Here is an 18,677-nt window from a genome sequence, read left to right on the forward strand (position 1 = left end):
ACGTGAAGCATAGATATTTCATTATAAATAAGCCAACTGGAATGGTATCGCAGTTTATAAGCTCTGTACCTGTCCGTTTGCTGGGTGATCTGGCCTTCGATTTTCCGGAAGGTACACATGCGATTGGACGACTGGACAATCACTCGGAAGGTTTACTGATCCTTACTACCAATAAAATTGTTACACAACTCTTGTTCTGTGGAGAAAAGCCACATACCCGAACTTACCTGGTAAGGGTAAAAGGGAAAATGAGCGCATCTACCTTACAAAAATTAAGGAGTGGAGTACCAATCAGGATAAGTAATGATGATTATTATATTGCCAAACCTACTCATGTAGAAATAGTGGAACGCCCAGCTTCACTGGCAGATAGGCCGGGGGAGCTGCCCATTGATGCACCACAAACCTGGTTGTTGATTACACTTACAGAAGGGAAATACCACCAGATTAGAAAAATGGTAGGTGCTTTAAAGCACCGCTGTCAACGGCTGATACGCGTTTCTATAGAAGACCTGGAACTGGATCAGCTATTGCCTGGTGAGGTTAAAGAGTTGCAGGAAGACTATTTTTTCTCCAAATTAAACATTTCTTACCCGGTGAAAAATTAGCATAAAAGTGTATTTTTGCGCTCCCTGCATCAAAATCATTTAAGATATACGCAGATCCGAAAACGTACTGAAAAGGCTTCTCAGGGCCTCCAAGGCGAAAGTAGGGTCTGCGTTTTTTTTATGAACGGTTATGATTCATAATAAAGATGTATTACATTTAAAAATGTATTTAATACGCTTAATCGTTTTATAAATTCCCTTTATGAGGAAATTAGCAACTACCTTAGGAATCCTGGGCGTTTGCTCAGGCGCCATAGCGCAGCAGAAGGCTCCTGCTTATCCACTGATCACTCACGATCCTTATTTCAGCATCTGGTCGGCCACCGATGCACTTAACAACAGTACTACCAACCATTGGACAGGAGCTAAACAATCGCTGATTGGCCTGGTGAAAGTAGATGGTACCACTTATCAGGTATTAGGGCAAAATGAAACGCACTACAATGCTATTCTCCCAACTTCCGATGAAAATGATTACCAGGTAAAATATACTGAATCTACTCCGGCTACCGACTGGATGCTGAATGATTTTAATGATAAAGCCTGGAAGAATGGTAAGGCCCCTTTTAGTGATGATGAAACTTCAAAAGGAACGCTCTGGAGAAGCCATGATCTTTATACCAGAAGAACATTTAATCTGGCAGATCTGAACACCAACCTGTTTCTGAAAATTGGGCACGATGATAACGTTGTAGTATATCTGAATGGAGAACAGATCTATAAACATAAGGGATGGCATAACGACTGCCGGTATATCCCAATCCCTGATGCCGCAAAGAGCAAATTAAAGAACAAGGGAAACGTATTGGCCATTCATGTAGAAAATACTGCAGGCGGTGCATTCCTGGATGCCGGTATTTCTGCTGAAGTACCTGCCATTAACCTGGCTGAAAAAGGCATACAAAGAAACGTTGAGATTAATGCCACTCAAACTAAATACACCTTTAACTGCGGTAAAGTGGATGTTAGTTTAACATTCACCTCTCCATTATTAATGGACGACCTGATGTTATTATCCCGCCCTGTATCATATATTTCTTACAGTGTAGCTGCAAACGATAATGCATCTCATGAGGTAGAAGTACTTTTTGGTGCTTCTTCAAATATCAGTGTTAATACGCCGAGTCAACCTGTTACTGCTTCGAAATATACTACAGGTGCTTTATCTGTATTGAAAGCTGGTTCTGTTGAACAACCTGTATTAAAAAAGAAAGGGGATAATCTGCGAATCGACTGGGGATATATGTATGTTGCTACTCCTTCCGCCACAAATCCAACTCAATATATCTCTACCGCCGAAGGTGCAGAAGATGCCTTTATAAATAATAAGAAAGCCCCGGCCGGAGGCAAGAAGCAATTAATGCTGGCTACCGCCGTAAAGCTGGGTAAAGTAGATGCTACTGCGAAAGAACAGTTGTTCCTGCTGGGATATGATGATCTTTATGCGTTGCAGTATTTCCATACCAATCTTAAAGCCTGGTGGAAAGAAGATCCAACCCAAACTATCGATAAGCAACTGAATGCAGCATTTAATGATTATAGCAAAATTCTCAGCAAATGCGAACAATTCAATCAACAATTGTATAAAGATGCAGTAGCAGCAGGAGGAGAGAAGTATGCTCAATTATGCGAACTGGCTTACCGACAAGCAATTTCAGCGCATAAACTGGCGAAGAGTCCGCAAGGCGAGATTCTGTTTCTTTCAAAAGAAAACTTCAGTAATGGCTGTATCAATACTGTGGATGTAACTTATCCGTCGGCACCTTTATTCCTTTTGTATAATCCTGAATTATTGAAAGGAATGATGAATGGTATTTTCTATTTCTCCGAAAGTGGAAACTTCAAAGAACCATATGCTGCACATGATTTGGGTACTTATCCATTGGCTAACGGTCAGGTATACGGAGAAGGTATGCCAGTAGAAGAATCCGGTAACATGCTTGTATTGGCTGGTGCGATTGCCAGAGCAGAAGGACATGCAGATTATGCAAAGAAGCATTGGAACACACTTACAACCTGGGCCGAATACCTGATGAAAGAAGGATTTGATCCGGCTAATCAGTTATGTACAGATGATTTTGCTGGTCACCTGGCCCGCAATACCAACCTTTCTTTAAAAGCGATTGCCGGAATCCGTTCCTATGCTATGTTGGCACGCATGCAGGGCCTTGGTGCCGTAGCCGACAAATACGAAGGAGCTGCTAAGGAAATGGCTGCAAACTGGGTAAAACTGGCAAATGATGGAGATCACTTCTCTTTAGCATTTGAAAGTAAAAATACCTGGAGCCAGAAATATAACATGGTTTGGGATAAAGTTTTAAACTTCAATCTATTCACTCCTGAAGTCTATAAGAAAGAAATTAATTATTATCTGACCCGTCAGGAAAACTATGGCTTACCGCTGGATAGCCGTAAGACCTACACCAAATCCGATTGGATTATGTGGACGGCAGTATTAACAGATAACAATAACGATTTTGATGCTTTAATCAATCCGCTTTATCGTTATGCAACGGAAACACCTACACGTGTACCATTGAGCGACTGGCACGAAACAACCAATGGGAAAATGGTTGGATTTCAGGCCAGAAGCGTAGTAGGAGGATATTTCATGAAGATGTTACAAGCCAAGTTTAATCCTTTGCCGGCAAGCGCAAAGCGATAATCACAAATAAAACCCTTCCCTAACCGGAAGGGTTTTTTATTTTAGTCTTCTCCTCTTTCAATTCAATCTGTAAAATCCCCAATTCAGCCAGGAGTCTTGGTAAGCTGACCAAATTCTATTAGTCAGCCTTTTATTTTCTAATCATTTTATAATCTCAGTGCTACCTGCAACGCTCTATCTTTGACTGCCTGTCAAATAGCTAAAACTATGAAGAACCTTTACTGGGTAGCTTTTCTCTTGTTTCCACTTTCTCTTGCTGCACAATCAGATAATATTGATTTAGGCAATAAACAATATAACCTCCTCGACCGGCTGGATATACGCACACAGAATGATACGCTTCTTGGATTTACCTCTTTTAAGCCATACAGTCGAAAAAAAATGACGGAAAGGGTGCAATGGATAGATTCTATGGATCAGAAGGGATTGTTACCATTTCGACTCACCCCAACCGATAAATATAATATTCGGCAAATGCTTTCTGATAACTGGGAGTGGTCTTCAAATGATGTTTATACCCGTAAGCCTTTACTAGGTGTTTTTTATCGCAGGCCAGGAGCGTTTTATGCCGTGAATGTACCAGACTTTAAACTTACCATTAATCCGGTTCTTAACTTGCAATATGGTGCTGCCAACGATGGAACTGGCAGTATTTACCAGAATACTCGAGGCATTGTTTTAAGGGGTGTGATTGCCAACAAAGTTGGATTTTATACCTACCTGACAGATAACCAGGAGCGGGATCCTGCCTACGTCAGGGATTTTGTTACTAAACATGATGCGGTGCCTGGAGCTGGATTTTATAAGGATTTCAGTACTAACGCTTACGACTACTTTGATGCCCGCGGAGGTATTTTCTTTAATGCAGCCAAATATTTTGATATCCAGTTTGCCTATGATAAGCTATTCATCGGAAATGGGTACCGTAGCCTGTTTTTAAGTGATTTCAGCAGCAATTACCTGTACCTCCGTATTAGTACAAGAATCTGGAAATTTGATTACGAGAATATCATTTCCCAAACAATTGCGCCATTTCCACCTTTTCATTTACAAAGAGAACTCCGTCCGCAGAACTATATGATGATGCATCATCTTTCTCTCCAGGTTACCCGATGGTTGAATCTTGGATTTTATGAGAATATTATGGAAGATGGCAGCCATGGACTTCAACTGAGTTACTTAAACCCTGTTATTTTTTACAGATCGATAGAACAACAACTGGGTTCTGTAGGAAAAGCTAATATAGGATTTGAAGTAAAAGCCAACATCGCAAAATCTGTTCAGGTATACGGACAACTACTAATCAATGAATTTGTAACTAAAGAAGTGCTCCATTACAGAAAAGGCAATTTTGCCAATAAACAAGCCTTTCAACTTGGCCTGAAATATATCGATGTCTTTAATATTAAAAACCTCGACCTGCAATTTGAAGCTAATTACATTCGTCCATTTACCTACACAAACTATGACTCTACCACCAATTTTACACACTATAACCAACCTTTAGCCCATCCAATGGGAGCTAACCTTAAAGAATTTATTGGAATTCTACGTTATCAGCCTGTTCCTCGTTTATACATTACCGGTAAACTAATGCATAACCTCCAGGGCCTCGACTCTGCCGGTTTCAACATGGGTGGTGATGTATTCCGTAGCTATAACACCAGGCCCAGAGACTATGGATTCTTTATCGGTAGCGGTATCCCTACAAAAACTACCTACGCCGCTCTAAACCTCTCTTACGAACTTATTCCCAACACCTTCCTGGACCTAAATACGACCTACAGAACTAATGTCTTTTTCTATACTTTAGGCTTTAGGATGAATATTCGGCAGAGGGAGTTTAACTTTTAATTCAAAATAATCTTAGATAAATATTTGGTTTTCAATTTCTTTTTCCTACTTTTGCACTCCCGATTCAGGGAAAGATTCCGTAGCTCAGTTGGTAGAGCAATACACTTTTAATGTATGGGTCTTGGGTTCGAGTCCCAACGGGATCACAGACTTACTTTAAAACCTGCGCCTAGCGCGGGTTTTTCTTTTTTAGTCGAGGTTTTGGTCGAGTTCCGATTGTATAACTTCAATTTCTTCCTCTACTTTATAAAGGCTAACGGATGTTTACTAAGTTACTAAACTTAGGACTATTTACTCACTAATAATTAAGGCCTTTAAAATAACTAACTCTTTTTTTGTTGCTCAATGAGTCTTAAGCACAAATGAACAGTTGACAAATAACAATAGAAAATCCAGGAGTGCCAAATGGGTTTGTCATAGTCAGTCTTTTGTCTAACGTTATGATGCCTTATACCAAAAGTATTTGCTATTTCGAAGAGTTCATTTGTGTCTTTATTCATAAGTACACCTTTTATCTGCGGCTTGAGATACTCTAATACATCAGCCAAATCTCTCAATGCGTCCCTTCTTTCGTCTAAATTGGCAGTTGCTCTTCTAAATTTGATTATCGCCGCAGAAATTTTCTTTTTTATATTATCCTCATCATTTGTAGGAATAGGCGCAGCATATATTGCCTCGAAGCCTTCTTCTGTACATTCAAGAATTTCCCCTTTAGGAGAGATTTCCAGATTTCTAAATTTTTTAAGTATTGGATTTATTACATCTCTGAATTCTTTTCTTCCTGAGTCGTCATCGGCTTTTGTAACATGGATTCCACAATCATTCCAATTATGATAGTGACTATCTATGGGCTTAGAACAACAATCATGAAGAATTTCAATCATTGTAAAAATATCTACATCCGAGTAACTATCAATATGGCTAAAAATTGGCCAATCGTAAGCCTTTCCGACCTTAAGAAAGATTGCCGTTGAAATGTCATTACCAAGAATTCCATCAATTCGCCCATCAGTGCAATCATTGCCGAAGTACTTTTGAAAATATCCAGCATCAAAAAGATTTCTATAGACTAATAAAAATGCCTTCTTAAACATTTGAGGGCTTATATCCTCGAATTTGGTAAATCCTTTTCTAATGGCATAATACTCTCGATCTTCCATTTTTCTTTCGTTAGTTTATTTACCATAAATGTAAGAATTATCTGAAGTTGAATACCGTATATATTTTATGTATGGGAGCCACTTAAATTTACCTAGGTTTGTTACTGAAACGGTTAGAGATTATTTGCTAAATTTTTTTGCTTTTAGACAAGATTATTAGCAAAATTTATTTTTTGGAATGAACAAAGAGAAATATCTTTGAAGGTGTTAATGTAAGCACAAAACAAAAATCCGTACCAATCTAATGGTACGGATTTAAAGATATACTTCCTCAGCGATGTGCGAAATTGCTTAAAAAGGAAGTTGTTTTTAAAATGCCGAGAATGTACAAAAGGGCTAAAGCCCTGCAAACCAATCGACGTAAAAAACGTCGATTGGCTGCGAACACAGAGAACAATGATAATGTGTTGCGCGCGAATTCTAGAATGAACAAGATCCTTGACCTTGTTTTAAGTGTCACCAAGTGTATTATGCAAATGCTACCTTGTTTAATTAGACACGATTCTTGATTTCATTCAAAGGCCGGCTACTCGTACTAGTCGGTCTTTGTTTTTGTAGGCTACCAAGTAGGCTACAAAAATACGATGTAACTTACGCTGAATTCACTTAATAAAAAAATTTTTTTCCGAATTCGGAAAAATGCTTAGCAAAAAAACATTGATAATTAATAAATTATGAAGATGTATTTTTATAATTTGTTTATTTGAAAATGACGACGGCACGACGGCGAAATGACGAAACAACTACGGCAATACAGCGAAAGCATGTTGGATATTTTTATCCTTACCTTTATTGAGTTGTTAAAAGTTAACTTGGCAGAATATGAAAAACTTCAATTTACGCAGGCTCCGCTCAATGTTAATATTCGAACTACCCGTAAATTTTGGTTACATCTACAAAAGATTTTATGACCAACATAACTTCCAACGTAATATTTACATCCATTGGCCCACAAGTGCGACTCGTAGCCAATTAATAGCCGATTACTGGCGTAGCACATTTTTTCATCATTTGCAGATGACCGCTATAGCTTCAATATTCGTTATGGCATTTAGCGGAGGAATTACTGATATGTTGTTGATAATAACCATATTGGTTTGTATTGTGCTTTATTTGCCACTATATTTCATTACTTACCGATCTATTTACAATGATGAATTCCTTCCCAAATTGGAAATGGCTATTGCCACCTATGAAGGTCGGGAACGTTCATGGTTAGAGAAATGCAAACAGGATCAGCTTTCTAACAGGGCGTTAGTATTGCTGTTTTATGTTTTTGATAAAACCAGCAAAGCTGATTATCTGGCTCCAAGTGACAAATGCGCGGATTTGTTACACAAACTTTACGGAATTAGCCCTAAAGGGATCAAAAACGAACTTGATTTAATCTATAAGAAAGACAAAAGAGCCAAACTGGAAAGCCGGCATATCGTTGAAGTAAGTAAAAGTTTTGAAGAAGCCTATAAAGTATTAGAAACCATGCAGTTTGAGGACGGCATAAAATGCCTTAAATCTTTAGAACAGCAATTCCCACGTCCTTAAAATCCAAAAACAAGTATACTTAGCTAGATTTCTTTTTATCGTATGTGCATATTCGTGCCTTAAATCGGTCAGAATATGGAAAAGAATGAAAAGTATGTGCAGACGGCCGCACCAATGTTGTTTCCCATTGAGCCAGAACAGTTCTGGCAGATGTTACGTATTTTAGTGCGAGAAGAAGTTAACCGTCTTTTAAAACCGGGGCAAGCCCCAACATTTCAAACTCCCGGACTTACCTACAAACCCCTGTTTAAAATTACGGAGGTCTGCGAGTTGTTACACATCACAAAACCTACCATTTACGAGTGGATTAGACACGGAAAACTAAAGCCGTACAAAATCCAGTCACGGGTTTACTTCCTGTGGCAAGACATACAACTGCTACTCAATCCCACAGATCAACGCAACGAATGACCGGCAGCCCTGCTACCGGTCGCGGAGAAAGAGCGGGCAGCGTTGCTACCCGTTCGGGAAGATAGTACAGACGGCGTTGCCATCTGTTCGGGGAGAATGGGTGGGGCTGCTCTAGGCAGGCCCCACCCGCGAAGATTGAACGGGCCGCTGAACACGGAAGAAAACGACTCATCAATTTCAAACGAGGCCGTGGCTGCGCAAAATTGCCGGAGTAATGGTTCAAAAGTATCTTGTGCGATATTGGTTGTTTCCATAACAGGGTATTTAGTTGAGGGATTTTGCAGTCGCTTCAGAAAAATAATCTGATTGGAGAGTGCGATTTCAAGGTAGTAAATTTTAATGTCATATTCTCATTTATCCGAATATTAGACTGGGGAAATTTTGAATGTAACTTAGAAGCAATGACTAAAACATATTTGCCAGCAGTCTTAAATCTTTAACAAAAAGGTTCAGGTTTTGTACCATGAGGTTCACTGAAGACTTACAAACCTCGCGCTAGTCGCGGGGTTTTCTTTTTTAGTCGAGAATTTAGTCGAGTTCCGATAATTTAAACTTTGATTTCTTAATTTCTTTTATAGGGGTTAAACAGCTCATACTAAGTTACCAATAATCGTACTTACTTCAACACCAGTTTAAATAATTGAATGATTGGGTATTACCAAGTAAAATAATTTTGAAAACGGCCTGACAGAAACCATTTCCTTTCTTTCTATATTATCATCATAGGTAAGCTCCGAAATACCATATTCTAACTAAAAGCTGAATCGATTTCTAAAGGCCTAATGTAGTAGTTATTAGAATTGAATGAGAATTACCCCCTTTAATATTTAGTATTCCAAACATTACATATATTCGGCTGTGGAGGATTAAGGTGGTTTGTCATGGAAAAGAATATTTCATTAAATTTATTGCATACTGATGGCCATTGCCAGTATATGCTCACCTGGGTTCTTAATGCATTTGTATAAAGCTTTTAATTCCATTTGTAAAGCGTTAATTCTCTGTACCAGTAATTGAAGCGTTGTTGGGAGGTAATCTGGATGTACGATGACAGATCATCTTGCCAATGATGCTCAAAACTCTGCGGAAATGGCCTGTATTGCATTTGCCGGATATTGTTGCGGATAAAAACAAGTTATTGATAAAACAAATATTATTACTGAATTAATCATCATCATGTTATTATTGAAAATGAAGCTGACCTGCGCTATCTTATTATGTCTTTGGTCACTGGCTGCTAGTGCTCAATCTGGTCAGCCCATCCTTGAAGCCGGTGCCATTGGTATAAGTGGCGAAGTAACTATTCCGGCAAATATTAAGAAAGATAGTGTATGGTTGTATTTGAAAATCCCCCAACCATTTACAGGCGAAGTCAGAACATATAAAACACTGCTCGATTCCAACGGGCGATTCATACTAAAAGTAAATACAGAAACAAATCTTAGCAGATGTGTTATAAGCACGAATATAGCTATAGATAAAAAGGTTACTGTTCTTTTGAAAAATGGACAAGAAAGTAAGATATTCTTCAATTATAACAATGATGGCGTTATTAATAAAGTAAAGGTCAGTGATAATCACGGACTTACTGAAGAAGAAATCATCCAGAGTCTGAGCAAATTTTCCGAATTAATTAATTATAGATCAAATAAGCCTGTAGAACCATTATATAATAAGGATTATAGTGCTTTCATAGATAATACAAATGATGTTTTGCAGGGGAAACGTATCGTTCTGAACAAACCGCCACTTTTATCTGAGAAGATGAACGAGATTTTAGTTAAGGATTATGCACTTGCCGTATACTATAATCATGTATTTGATTACCATAATGAAATGGTTTTAAACTACAGGAATACAAATAATCGTTGGATGCCAGATAGTGTAGTGATAAAGAAGCCTGTCAGGGAGGATTATTCGTTTCTTAAAAATATGGACCTCAATAATCAGTTATATTTGTATTGCTTTTCTTACCCGATTTTTACTCAGCAGTTGTTACAAAATAATATATTGAGTATCCCGCGGATTCAAGATACTCCCATTGATGAATGGACTGAAAGTGTAAAGGGGATTTTCGGACACCTGTTTGGGTTTGATCAAGGTATGTTCTATGATATGCTGGTAGGCAACGCCTATGCGATGCAATTTGAAACTGAACTGAAACCATTGACAATAAAACAGATCGAGAATATCAAAAGCTATTATAAAGGAGGTGATTTGGAGAAGATTCTTCTGCGAAGAAACCAAGAAGTAACGGAGCTGGCGGGTTTAAAAGAGACGGTGGTAATCAATAGTACTCCCAATGTATCGCCCGAAGAATTAATGAATGCTATTATTTCCAGGTATAAAGGAAAGACCGTTGTTGTTGACTTTTGGGCAACGTGGTGCGCTCCATGTCTTGGAGCCATTAAGGAATCCAGAGCCTTTAAAAAGCAGCTTAGTGATAAAGGCACTGTATTTATCTATATCAGCAATTCCTCCTCGCCCAAGGGATTATGGGAAAGGCATATACAAGGTATTGGAGGACAGCAATATTACCTGACCACAAAAGAGTGGAAGTATCTGTTAGAGCGTTTTAATTTTGGCGCGATACCCAGTTACCTCATATTTGATAAGAATGGAATACTGAAACAGCAATTTCTGGAGTACCCTGGGAATGAAGTGATGAAAAAGCGGATCGAGGCAATACTGGAAGGAGATCCTGTTTAATCTTATTGGCAAACGCGTTTTTGTCTTGTCCTAAAATAGGTTTACAAAAAACGTGTAAAAAATGAAGAAAATCGTCAAACTTAGGGATGGTTACTATCAGGAAAGTGACAAGCATCTTATCATTCAGGCTTTTTTGAGCTCAAATAGAACGAAATAATCTATCTGGGAAGAATATACGGGCCAAATGGAAGAACATGGCAAGACTTGATGCGGGAACTGGGATATGAGGCATCGGAGAAAAAACGTAGATTACCTGATCAAAGCTCTTCTCTAATGGCAACAAAATCAAATCAATCTGCTAATGTGATGTGTTGGCCATTATTTTTTCAAGCAAGCTTTTTTCTTCCTGCATACTGTCTTGAAGGTTCAATTGCTTCATGAGGTTGTAGCAGTTAATCGCAGCTTCTGTAAACCATGGCATTTCCTTGACCAAGCTAAGCAATTTTGCAAATCCCCGGAGATATTCTTTTTTTTCAATTAACCAGTAAGCATATTGAGAGCGAAAATGGGGGCTGTAGTAAAACTCATTATTTGCCCATTCCCAAATCTCATCGGATATATTTTTCTCATCTCTCAGCCACATTAATGCATAAATAGGGGAGTTGGTAACATCGCCGTTGAAGCCAAGGAGTTCTTTTATGGATAATGATATTTGTTTGCCCTTTGGCAGCTTCTCGTTTAAGATTTCTTCATATAGCTGATGCGCTTTTTCTTGTCTGTTAGTACAATGGAGGATATCGGCATAAATACGTTTTGATCTAATATTAGTAGGGGCAAGTTCCAATGCAGCCAGGCAATGTTGCTCCGCTTCTTCATATTGCGTCAAAATAAAGTAAGTCCTTGCTAATGCATTTTGGAAATCCGGATTTTGCTCATCAGCATCGTTTTTATATTTATTGGCAAGTTCAAGAGCACGCTGTGCATATCTGTCATCATTGAACCGCTCTATTGTTTGCCATAGTTCCAGATGTTGGGCAAGTTGAAAGTCTAGTAGCGAATAGATTATCCCGCGTTTATCGGCCAGCGATTTTACTTTTTTCCAGGTATTAAATTGCTCAGGAAATCCCTGAGCAAATGAAATCACTTCGTTTGTCTCCTGGTGCCTAACTTTTATATTTACATCCGCCCCCGGTTTACATATGTATCTGGGAATTGCTTTTAAAACTTCTTCCTCAAAGTATTCCTCGTAATCTTTAGATTGTTTGTCTACTTGGTTATTAGAAGTGTTTTTCCCTTTAAGAAAGTCAAATAGTCCCATTCTGCAAAACTGGTATTAAGTTAATTTGATCAAGTGTTAAATGTCCATATTCTGTTTGCGTCCTCTTGCGTTTAATTGCATTAACCAATAACGTTTTTCGCAAATTAGACGGATTAATATATACTATTTGTTTTATATAATTGAGCCCCAGTTGCATTTGCTGATTGCATATCTGCTATCGTCCGGGTTTTATAAAAATATAATTATGATAAAGCCACAGGCATCACCTGAAATTTGAACATGGAAGGCTAATTCTTTTCAATCAAACATGCATTCATAATCAGTTCTTAAATTTGGATTGGATTTCATTTAACGTATCAAAGTTAGCAAAAGGGAACCATAGTTACAGCTTCGAAAAGGATACAGTAAATCTACGTTTACTGTATCCTTTTCGCCGAGGAGACTTTCTCCATACTGCAGGGTGGGATATTTGAAATCAGCCTTGCAGTATTATGGTAACAGCAATTGCTACGCAAACAACAATTGCTTTTGATTCCTATTTTTTTACAATCTTAAAGGTTGTTCTTCTATTTAACTGATGTTCTTCTTCGGTACAATCAACACCATTTGAACATTTGTTGAGCAACATCGATTCTCCGTATCCTTTAGCTGTGATCCTGTTTTTTTCAATACCCTTATCAATCATGTACTGAACAGCTGCATTTGCCCTGCTTTGCGATAATTTTTGATTGTATTGATCATTACCCCGGCTATCGGTATGTGATCCCAGTTCTATCCAGATAGTTGGATTGTCTTTTAATATTTTGACTAATTTATCCAGTTCAATTGCTGCATCAGCCCTGATTTCCGATTTTTTATAATCATAATAGATGTTTTCCAGTTTGATTAATTCATCTAACTTAATGACTTCCAGGAACAGGTCTTTTTTGATTACGTTGGATGTTTTTAACTCATTTGATGTCAGTGTTATCTGATTACTTCTGTGGTTTGTGCTCTCAATAGTTAATTGATAGTCAGAAGAATTATCCAGGTTAAATTTATAGTTTCCATTTTCGTCTGTAAGAGTTTTTATGGTTTGTCCGTTTATTTTAGTCAAGGACACGACTGCATTGGCCAGTGGTTGATTGGTTTCTAAATTTAAAGCTCTGCCGCTAAATTCAAGCGTAGTGCTTGGAGTTTGAGCATAGCTGTAGATATCGTCATTCCCCAATCCTTCTGGCCTGTTGGAGGAAAGATAACCTGTTGTGGAAGTAATAGGAGTATAAGCAAAATCATCCTGTGGGGAATTGGTAGGATAACCCATGTTTTTAGGTGTGGATATTTTACCATCAACAAGTTGGGCCTGGTAAACATCCAATCCACCCATCCCAACTCTGCCATCACTACTGAAGTAGAAGTTGTTATAACTATCTATCGCAGGCGTCCGCTCATTTCCTTCGGTATTCAGGTCTTTTAAATTTATAGGTAAGTCCCATTCTCCGGTTGCTGTTTTATGACATACGTACAGATCAGTTCCACCTGCACCATTGGGCATATTGGACACAAAATAGAGGTGGTTGCCATCCTTGCTGATAAAAGGATCACCTACGGAGTATTCATTTACTTTGTTGTATTTAAATGCGGTTGGAGTAGTCCAGTTGCCTTGTTCATTTTTTTTGCTGTAGTATATTTCAATATTGATGGTAGCTAATTTACCTTTTACATATTCTGTTTTTTTGGGTATTCGTGTAAGTGTGAAATACATTTCCATACCATCTTCTGTAAAACTAGCAGCACCTATATGGTAAACCGTTCCAGTCTTTAGTGGAAAGAGAATGGTACTGTCTGTCGTTTTATCTTGTTGGTAAAGTCTTAAATAGTGATTACCAGTCCAGCCATATGTCTTTTTATCAGGCACATTGGCGCCATCAAACTTTAAAAAGGAGCGGGAATTGGTTTGGGAACTATTAATGTTCTCCCTGTCTGATGTGAACACGATATTTTGCAGATATAAGGCAGTGCCCCATTCTGATTTGTCTGTGTTCCATACTTTTTCATTAATTATAGTGGTGGCAGTTGGTGTTTTCATCCAGCTAATAGCCGAGTCACAGCTCTGCAACCAAAGGATAAGTTGTTTTTCTGGTACATCCTTTTTAGCTATAGCATATTTTTGGTATTGGATTTTTGCCTCTGTGTATTTTGAATTTTGCTGTAATGCTTTTGCATAGGCCAGTATGTTTTCTGTTTTGGAGGAGTCTAAACCAACAGCAATAGCGTACCAGCTTTCTGTCTGTTTATAATGTTGGATCTGTTCATAACAGGCTCCCAGCTTTTCTGCTGCATATAACGTCTGCTTCTTTTTATAGGCTTGCTCGTAGAGATCTATCGCTTTGGTGTAATTGAACAATCCGAATTGCACATTTGCCTCTTTGAGCACATATTGTGCATGCACCAATTGCCCCGTAAAGAGTATGATGCTTAATATGACGAGTGAAAGTCTTCTTTTCATTTAAATTATTATTTGTACTGATTATTTATCAACCCTAGAAATACCTTGGGCTTAGCATCCTTATATTCTTTTTATTAAAGAAGTACCCCACAGAAATTTCATGTGTGCCACTGCTGTAACCATTGAGAGGGCCAATTGAGATATCATATGCATAACCGATTCTTAGGGTTTGTACCGGAATTATCTGCATGGCTAAAACTGCAGAATTTACACTGCTTAACTCTTTTTGTAAGTGTGGTTTTTCATATAGTGAAATACCTGTACGGTATGAACCTCCAATCCAAAATTTATCTGCCAATATAAAAAAGGTGTTTAAATCCATGCTGGTTGGACCGCCCCTGTCATCCTTTAATAAAAATGATGGTTTCATTATCACCTCTTCCGAAAGTGGCACTAATATCCCGGCAGTTAAGTAATAGTGAGGCTTTGGTCGTGCGATAAAGGAATATTTGTTAGTATTGATATATTGTGATACCAGGTTGTCAATACTGAACCCAGCATAAAAATGATTATCCGAATAATAAACCCCCATTCTTGCATCAGGCAGAATAGTATTTTGGAGACCAACTGGTTGGTAAGGCTCTGGGTTATTAGGAGTTAGTAATCTGCCGTCGAGCCCTAATTGTACAGCTCCAAAACCCACGCCAAATGCTAGTCTCGCACTACCATCAGGGTTCATCCTGATCCTGTATGCATAGTTCCCATAGATTGATTGATTCCTCTGGGCGCCAAGTCTATCGCTTGATATTTGTAAAGCAAGACCTACTTTACCATCATTAGCGATGGCATCTATGGCAAGGCTCATGGTCTTTGGAGCACCTTTAATAGCGGTCCACTGGTTTCTGTAAAAAGCATGAAGATTTAATTGCTCTTTGTAACCTGCATAGGCAGGGTTAATATAAATACCATTAAACATATACTGGCTGAATTGCGCATCCTGTTGAGCATTCGCCATCGCTGAAACCAGCATTAAGCACGTTATGATCTGAAATATTTTTCTCATCATTGATTATTTAAGCGCATCGGAGGAAGGCGTACCTACCTCCAGATGCACTATTTATTATTCTATGCTATTTTTTAAATGCTCTGACTAAAGTTGTATACCCCTTGTATATGATCCAATCTGTAGTACCTGCTTTTCGAACTTTTAACAGGTAGTAATAGGTACCTTCATTCAGATTTGCTCCATTCCATTTATTCTGATAATTTGTTGTCCGGTATACTTCATTTCCCCACCTGTCCACTATTACCAGATAGTTTTCTACAAACTTATTCAGCCCGATGATTTCAAATACATCATTTATACCATCACCATTGGGAGTGAATAAAGTAGGAATGATCAATTCAGATGTATTCACTATGATTAGAACAGTAGCCACATTGCTGTAATAGCCATACTCATCTTCTATACGATAAGTATAACTATCCGTACCAGTATAGCCAGGGTTTGCAGTATATGTGAATGAACCATCTGCATTCATAGTAATTGTGCCGTTTTGTGGCTGGGTGACTAGCGTTGTTACTAGTTTAGATACATCTATTCCTGAAGTGATATCGTTTTCAAGAACATTTCCTTTCAGCTCGTTCCCTGCATCTACTGCATAACGATCATCTACAGCTACAACGGGTTTTGATATTGCAACGATAGTTGGGAGGTTGTTGGTTTCGGTTGTTCCGGATATATCACTTACTGAAGTACCATTTACATCTTCTCCATTAATGGTGGCGGTATTGGTTACTTCACCGGCTTCTTTGTCCATTTGCGTGACAATATATTTCTCCGTCACAGTGATAGAAGTTCCAGGTAATAAACCTGCCGCTACATTAATTACTTTATTGTTGATCTTGAGTTTGGCATCAGTTAAGCTAAGTTTATCAATAGTTATGTTACCGGTATTTTTAATAATAAATGAATAGGTGATATAGTTCTGGGTAAATACTCCTGTTTTTACAAGGGTAATGGATGGGTTATTAAGCAAATTAATAACAATGTTTACTGTTACTGTACTTAATCCACATTTTCCATCACTTATTTCAACAGTGAAATTATCATTTCCAGTATAACCCGCATTAGGAGTATACGTGTAACTACCATCAATATTCACTATAGCGGTTCCATGTGCCGGGTTGGTTTTCTTACTGTAGGTCAGTACATCGCCATCAATATCAGTACCGATTATCTGGCCAGAAACCATTACATCCTGGCTAGTGACCTTATTGTCATTCAATCCAGTAGGGGCGTTGTTGAATATTATCTTAACTACTGAAGTGGGTATAGATTCACAGGTTACACCTTTTAATGTGGCTACTGTCACTCTTCTAAAGTAAGTGGTAGTAGTCAATGAGCCAGGAGTATAATCTGCTGCATTGGCGCCAGGAATGGTCGTAAAACCAGTAGTAGCGCCAGTTGTAGAACTTTCCCAACGGTAAGTAATCGTACCGGTACCGGTACCTGCGGTAACCGATGTTAAAGGATTCGGTGTGGTGTTGTTACAGATGGTCTGATCTGCACTGATACTACCGTTTGAAACAAGATCCTGTACAGTAATAGTCACTACAGCAGTTGGTACTGATTCACAAATATTACTATTCAGTGTAGATAGAGTTATTCTTCTAAAGTAAGTGGTAGTAGTCAATGCGCCAGGAGTATAATCAGCTGCATTGGCGCCAGGAATGGTCGTAAAACCAGTAGTAGCGCCAGTCGTAGAACTTTCCCAACGGTAAGTAATCGTACCGGTACCGGTACCTGCGGTAACCGATGTTAAAGGATTCGGTGTGGTATTGTTACAGATAGTCTGATCAGCACTGATACTACCGTTTGTAACAAGATCCTGTACAGTAATAGTGACTACAGCAGTTGGTACTGATTCACAAACATTACTATTCAGTGTAGATAGAGTTATTCTTCTAAAGTAAGTGGTAGTAGTCAATGCGCCAGGAGTATAATCTGCTGCATTGGCGCCAGGAATGGTCGTAAAACCAGTAGTAGCGCCTGTCGTAGAACTTTCCCAACGGTAAGTAATCGTACCGGAACCAGTACCTGCGGTAACCGATGTTAAAGGATTCGGTGTGGTATTGTTACAGATAGTCTGATCTGCACTGACAGTACCGTTTGTAACAAGATTCTGTACAGTAATAGTGACTACAGCAGTTGGTACTGATTCACAAATATTACTATTCAGTGTTGATAGAGTTATTCTTCTAAAATAAGTGGTAGTTGTCAATGCGCCAGGAGTATAATCAGCTGCATTGGCGCCAAGGATGGTGGTGAAACCAGTAGTAGCGCCAGTCGTAGAACTTTCCCAACGGTAAGTAACCGTACCAGAACCAGTACCTGCGGTAACCGATGTTAAAGGATTCGGTGTGGTATTTTTACAGATAGTCTGATCTGCACTGATAGTACCATTTGTAACAAGATTCTGTACAGTAATGGTGACTACAGCAGTTGGTCCTGATTCACAAATATTACTATTCAGTGTTGATAGAGTTATTCTTCTAAAATAAGTGGTAGTTGTCAATGCGCCAGGAGTATAATCAGCTGCATTGGCGCCAAGGATGGTGGTGAAACCAGTAGTAGCGCCAGTCGTAGAACTTTCCCAACGGTAAGTAACCGTACCAGAACCAGTACCTGCGGTAACCGATGTTAAAGGATTCGGTGTGGTATTTTTACAGATAGTCTGATCTGCACTGATAGTACCATTTGTAACAAGATTCTGTACAGTAATGGTGACTACAGCAGTTGGTCCTGATTCACAAATATTACTATTCAGTGTTGATAGAGTTATTCTTCTAAAATAAGTGGTAGTTGTCAATGCGCCAGGAGTATAATCTGCTGCATTGGTGCCAGGAATGGTCGTAAAACCAGTAGTAGCGCCAGTCGTAGAACTTTCCCAACGGTAAGTAATCGTACCGGAACCGGTACCTGCGGTAACCGATGTTAAAGAATTCGGTGTGGTATTGTTACAGATAGTCTGATCTGCACTGATAGTACCGTTTGTAACAAGATCCTGTACAGTAATGG

At 38.7% G+C, this 18,677-nt stretch carries 12 protein-coding genes and 1 tRNA gene; 7 read left to right on the plus strand and 6 right to left on the minus strand.

Going from position 1 to position 18,677, the window contains the following annotated elements; translation table 11 throughout:
* Positions 1 to 2: 2 nt before the first annotated feature.
* The 4 genes from DVR12_RS21100 (at position 3) to DVR12_RS21115 (ending at position 5,273) form a co-directional block, all read left to right on the plus strand.
* Positions 3 to 608 carry a pseudouridine synthase gene (locus tag DVR12_RS21100; protein WP_262511923.1) on the plus strand — a complete coding sequence of 202 codons (606 nt, stop codon included), beginning with the start codon at positions 3 to 5 and terminating at the stop codon, positions 606 to 608.
* Between the two features lie 202 nt (positions 609 to 810).
* The gene (locus DVR12_RS21105) at positions 811 to 3,273 is read left to right on the plus strand and encodes a glutaminase family protein (RefSeq protein WP_116977778.1); all 2,463 of its coding nucleotides are present in this window, start codon (positions 811 to 813) and stop codon (positions 3,271 to 3,273) included.
* A 207-nt stretch (positions 3,274 to 3,480) separates the two neighbouring features.
* On the plus strand, positions 3,481 to 5,127 hold the full coding sequence (locus DVR12_RS21110; protein ID WP_116977779.1) for a hypothetical protein: 1,647 nt from the start codon (positions 3,481 to 3,483) through the stop codon (positions 5,125 to 5,127).
* A gap of 73 nt (positions 5,128 to 5,200) precedes the next feature.
* A tRNA-Lys gene (locus DVR12_RS21115) sits at positions 5,201 to 5,273 on the plus strand.
* A gap of 177 nt (positions 5,274 to 5,450) precedes the next feature.
* Here the strand turns inward: DVR12_RS21115 and DVR12_RS21120 are convergent.
* Complete coding sequence (locus DVR12_RS21120; RefSeq protein WP_116977780.1) at positions 5,451 to 6,287, minus strand: hypothetical protein; 837 nt, start codon at positions 6,285 to 6,287, stop codon at positions 5,451 to 5,453.
* 822 nt (positions 6,288 to 7,109) lie between these two features.
* Between DVR12_RS21120 and DVR12_RS21130 the strand changes: the two genes are divergently transcribed.
* Together DVR12_RS21130 and DVR12_RS21135 are read left to right on the plus strand one after the other, a co-directional pair.
* Positions 7,110 to 7,829, plus strand: a complete 720-nt coding sequence (locus DVR12_RS21130; protein ID WP_147323506.1) for a hypothetical protein — start codon at positions 7,110 to 7,112, stop codon at positions 7,827 to 7,829.
* 75 nt (positions 7,830 to 7,904) lie between these two features.
* Positions 7,905 to 8,240: a helix-turn-helix domain-containing protein gene (locus tag DVR12_RS21135; protein WP_116977783.1), complete on the plus strand. Its 336-nt coding sequence runs from the start codon at positions 7,905 to 7,907 to the stop codon at positions 8,238 to 8,240.
* Between the two features lie 973 nt (positions 8,241 to 9,213).
* Here DVR12_RS21135 and DVR12_RS28025 read toward each other — a convergent pair.
* A complete protein-coding gene (locus tag DVR12_RS28025) occupies positions 9,214 to 9,345 on the minus strand; it encodes a hypothetical protein (RefSeq protein ID WP_262511924.1) in 132 nt (43 codons plus the stop codon).
* A gap of 71 nt (positions 9,346 to 9,416) precedes the next feature.
* Here DVR12_RS28025 and DVR12_RS21140 point away from each other — a divergent pair, with 71 nt between their 5' ends.
* On the plus strand, positions 9,417 to 10,949 hold the full coding sequence (locus DVR12_RS21140; protein WP_116977784.1) for a TlpA family protein disulfide reductase: 1,533 nt from the start codon (positions 9,417 to 9,419) through the stop codon (positions 10,947 to 10,949).
* A 298-nt stretch (positions 10,950 to 11,247) separates the two neighbouring features.
* Here the strand turns inward: DVR12_RS21140 and DVR12_RS21145 are convergent, their stop codons facing one another.
* The 4 genes from DVR12_RS21145 to DVR12_RS21160 all read right to left on the minus strand — a co-directional run.
* Positions 11,248 to 12,207, minus strand: a complete 960-nt coding sequence (locus DVR12_RS21145) for a tetratricopeptide repeat protein (protein WP_116977785.1) — start codon at positions 12,205 to 12,207, stop codon at positions 11,248 to 11,250.
* Positions 12,208 to 12,703: 496 nt separating this feature from the next.
* The gene (locus DVR12_RS21150; RefSeq protein ID WP_116977786.1) at positions 12,704 to 14,656 is read right to left on the minus strand and encodes an OmpA family protein; all 1,953 of its coding nucleotides are present in this window, start codon (positions 14,654 to 14,656) and stop codon (positions 12,704 to 12,706) included.
* A 34-nt stretch (positions 14,657 to 14,690) separates the two neighbouring features.
* On the minus strand, positions 14,691 to 15,659 hold the full coding sequence (locus DVR12_RS21155; RefSeq protein WP_116977787.1) for a PorP/SprF family type IX secretion system membrane protein: 969 nt from the start codon (positions 15,657 to 15,659) through the stop codon (positions 14,691 to 14,693).
* 67 nt (positions 15,660 to 15,726) lie between these two features.
* Positions 15,727 to 18,677: Ig-like domain-containing protein (locus tag DVR12_RS21160; RefSeq protein WP_147323507.1), on the minus strand; the 2,951-nt coding region annotated here is incomplete at its 5' end.

The organism is Chitinophaga silvatica, from assembly GCF_003419895.1.
Classification (GTDB): domain Bacteria; phylum Bacteroidota; class Bacteroidia; order Chitinophagales; family Chitinophagaceae; genus Chitinophaga; species Chitinophaga silvatica.

Excerpts from the sequence above, each read along its gene's own strand:
- DVR12_RS21150 (WP_116977786.1), bottom strand. The coding sequence starts at position 14,656 with ATGAAAAGAAGACTTTCACTCGTCATATTAAGCATCATACTCTTTACG.
- DVR12_RS21120 (WP_116977780.1), bottom strand. The coding sequence starts at position 6,287 with ATGGAAGATCGAGAGTATTATGCCATTAGAAAAGGATTTACCAAATTC.
- DVR12_RS28025 (WP_262511924.1), bottom strand. The coding sequence starts at position 9,345 with ATGCAATACAGGCCATTTCCGCAGAGTTTTGAGCATCATTGGCAAGAT.
- DVR12_RS21135 (WP_116977783.1), top strand. The coding sequence starts at position 7,905 with ATGGAAAAGAATGAAAAGTATGTGCAGACGGCCGCACCAATGTTGTTT.
- DVR12_RS21110 (WP_116977779.1), top strand. The coding sequence starts at position 3,481 with ATGAAGAACCTTTACTGGGTAGCTTTTCTCTTGTTTCCACTTTCTCTT.
- DVR12_RS21130 (WP_147323506.1), top strand. The coding sequence starts at position 7,110 with ATGAAAAACTTCAATTTACGCAGGCTCCGCTCAATGTTAATATTCGAA.
- DVR12_RS21145 (WP_116977785.1), bottom strand. The coding sequence starts at position 12,207 with ATGGGACTATTTGACTTTCTTAAAGGGAAAAACACTTCTAATAACCAA.
- DVR12_RS21105 (WP_116977778.1), top strand. The coding sequence starts at position 811 with ATGAGGAAATTAGCAACTACCTTAGGAATCCTGGGCGTTTGCTCAGGC.
- DVR12_RS21155 (WP_116977787.1), bottom strand. The coding sequence starts at position 15,659 with ATGAGAAAAATATTTCAGATCATAACGTGCTTAATGCTGGTTTCAGCG.
- DVR12_RS21140 (WP_116977784.1), top strand. The coding sequence starts at position 9,417 with ATGTTATTATTGAAAATGAAGCTGACCTGCGCTATCTTATTATGTCTT.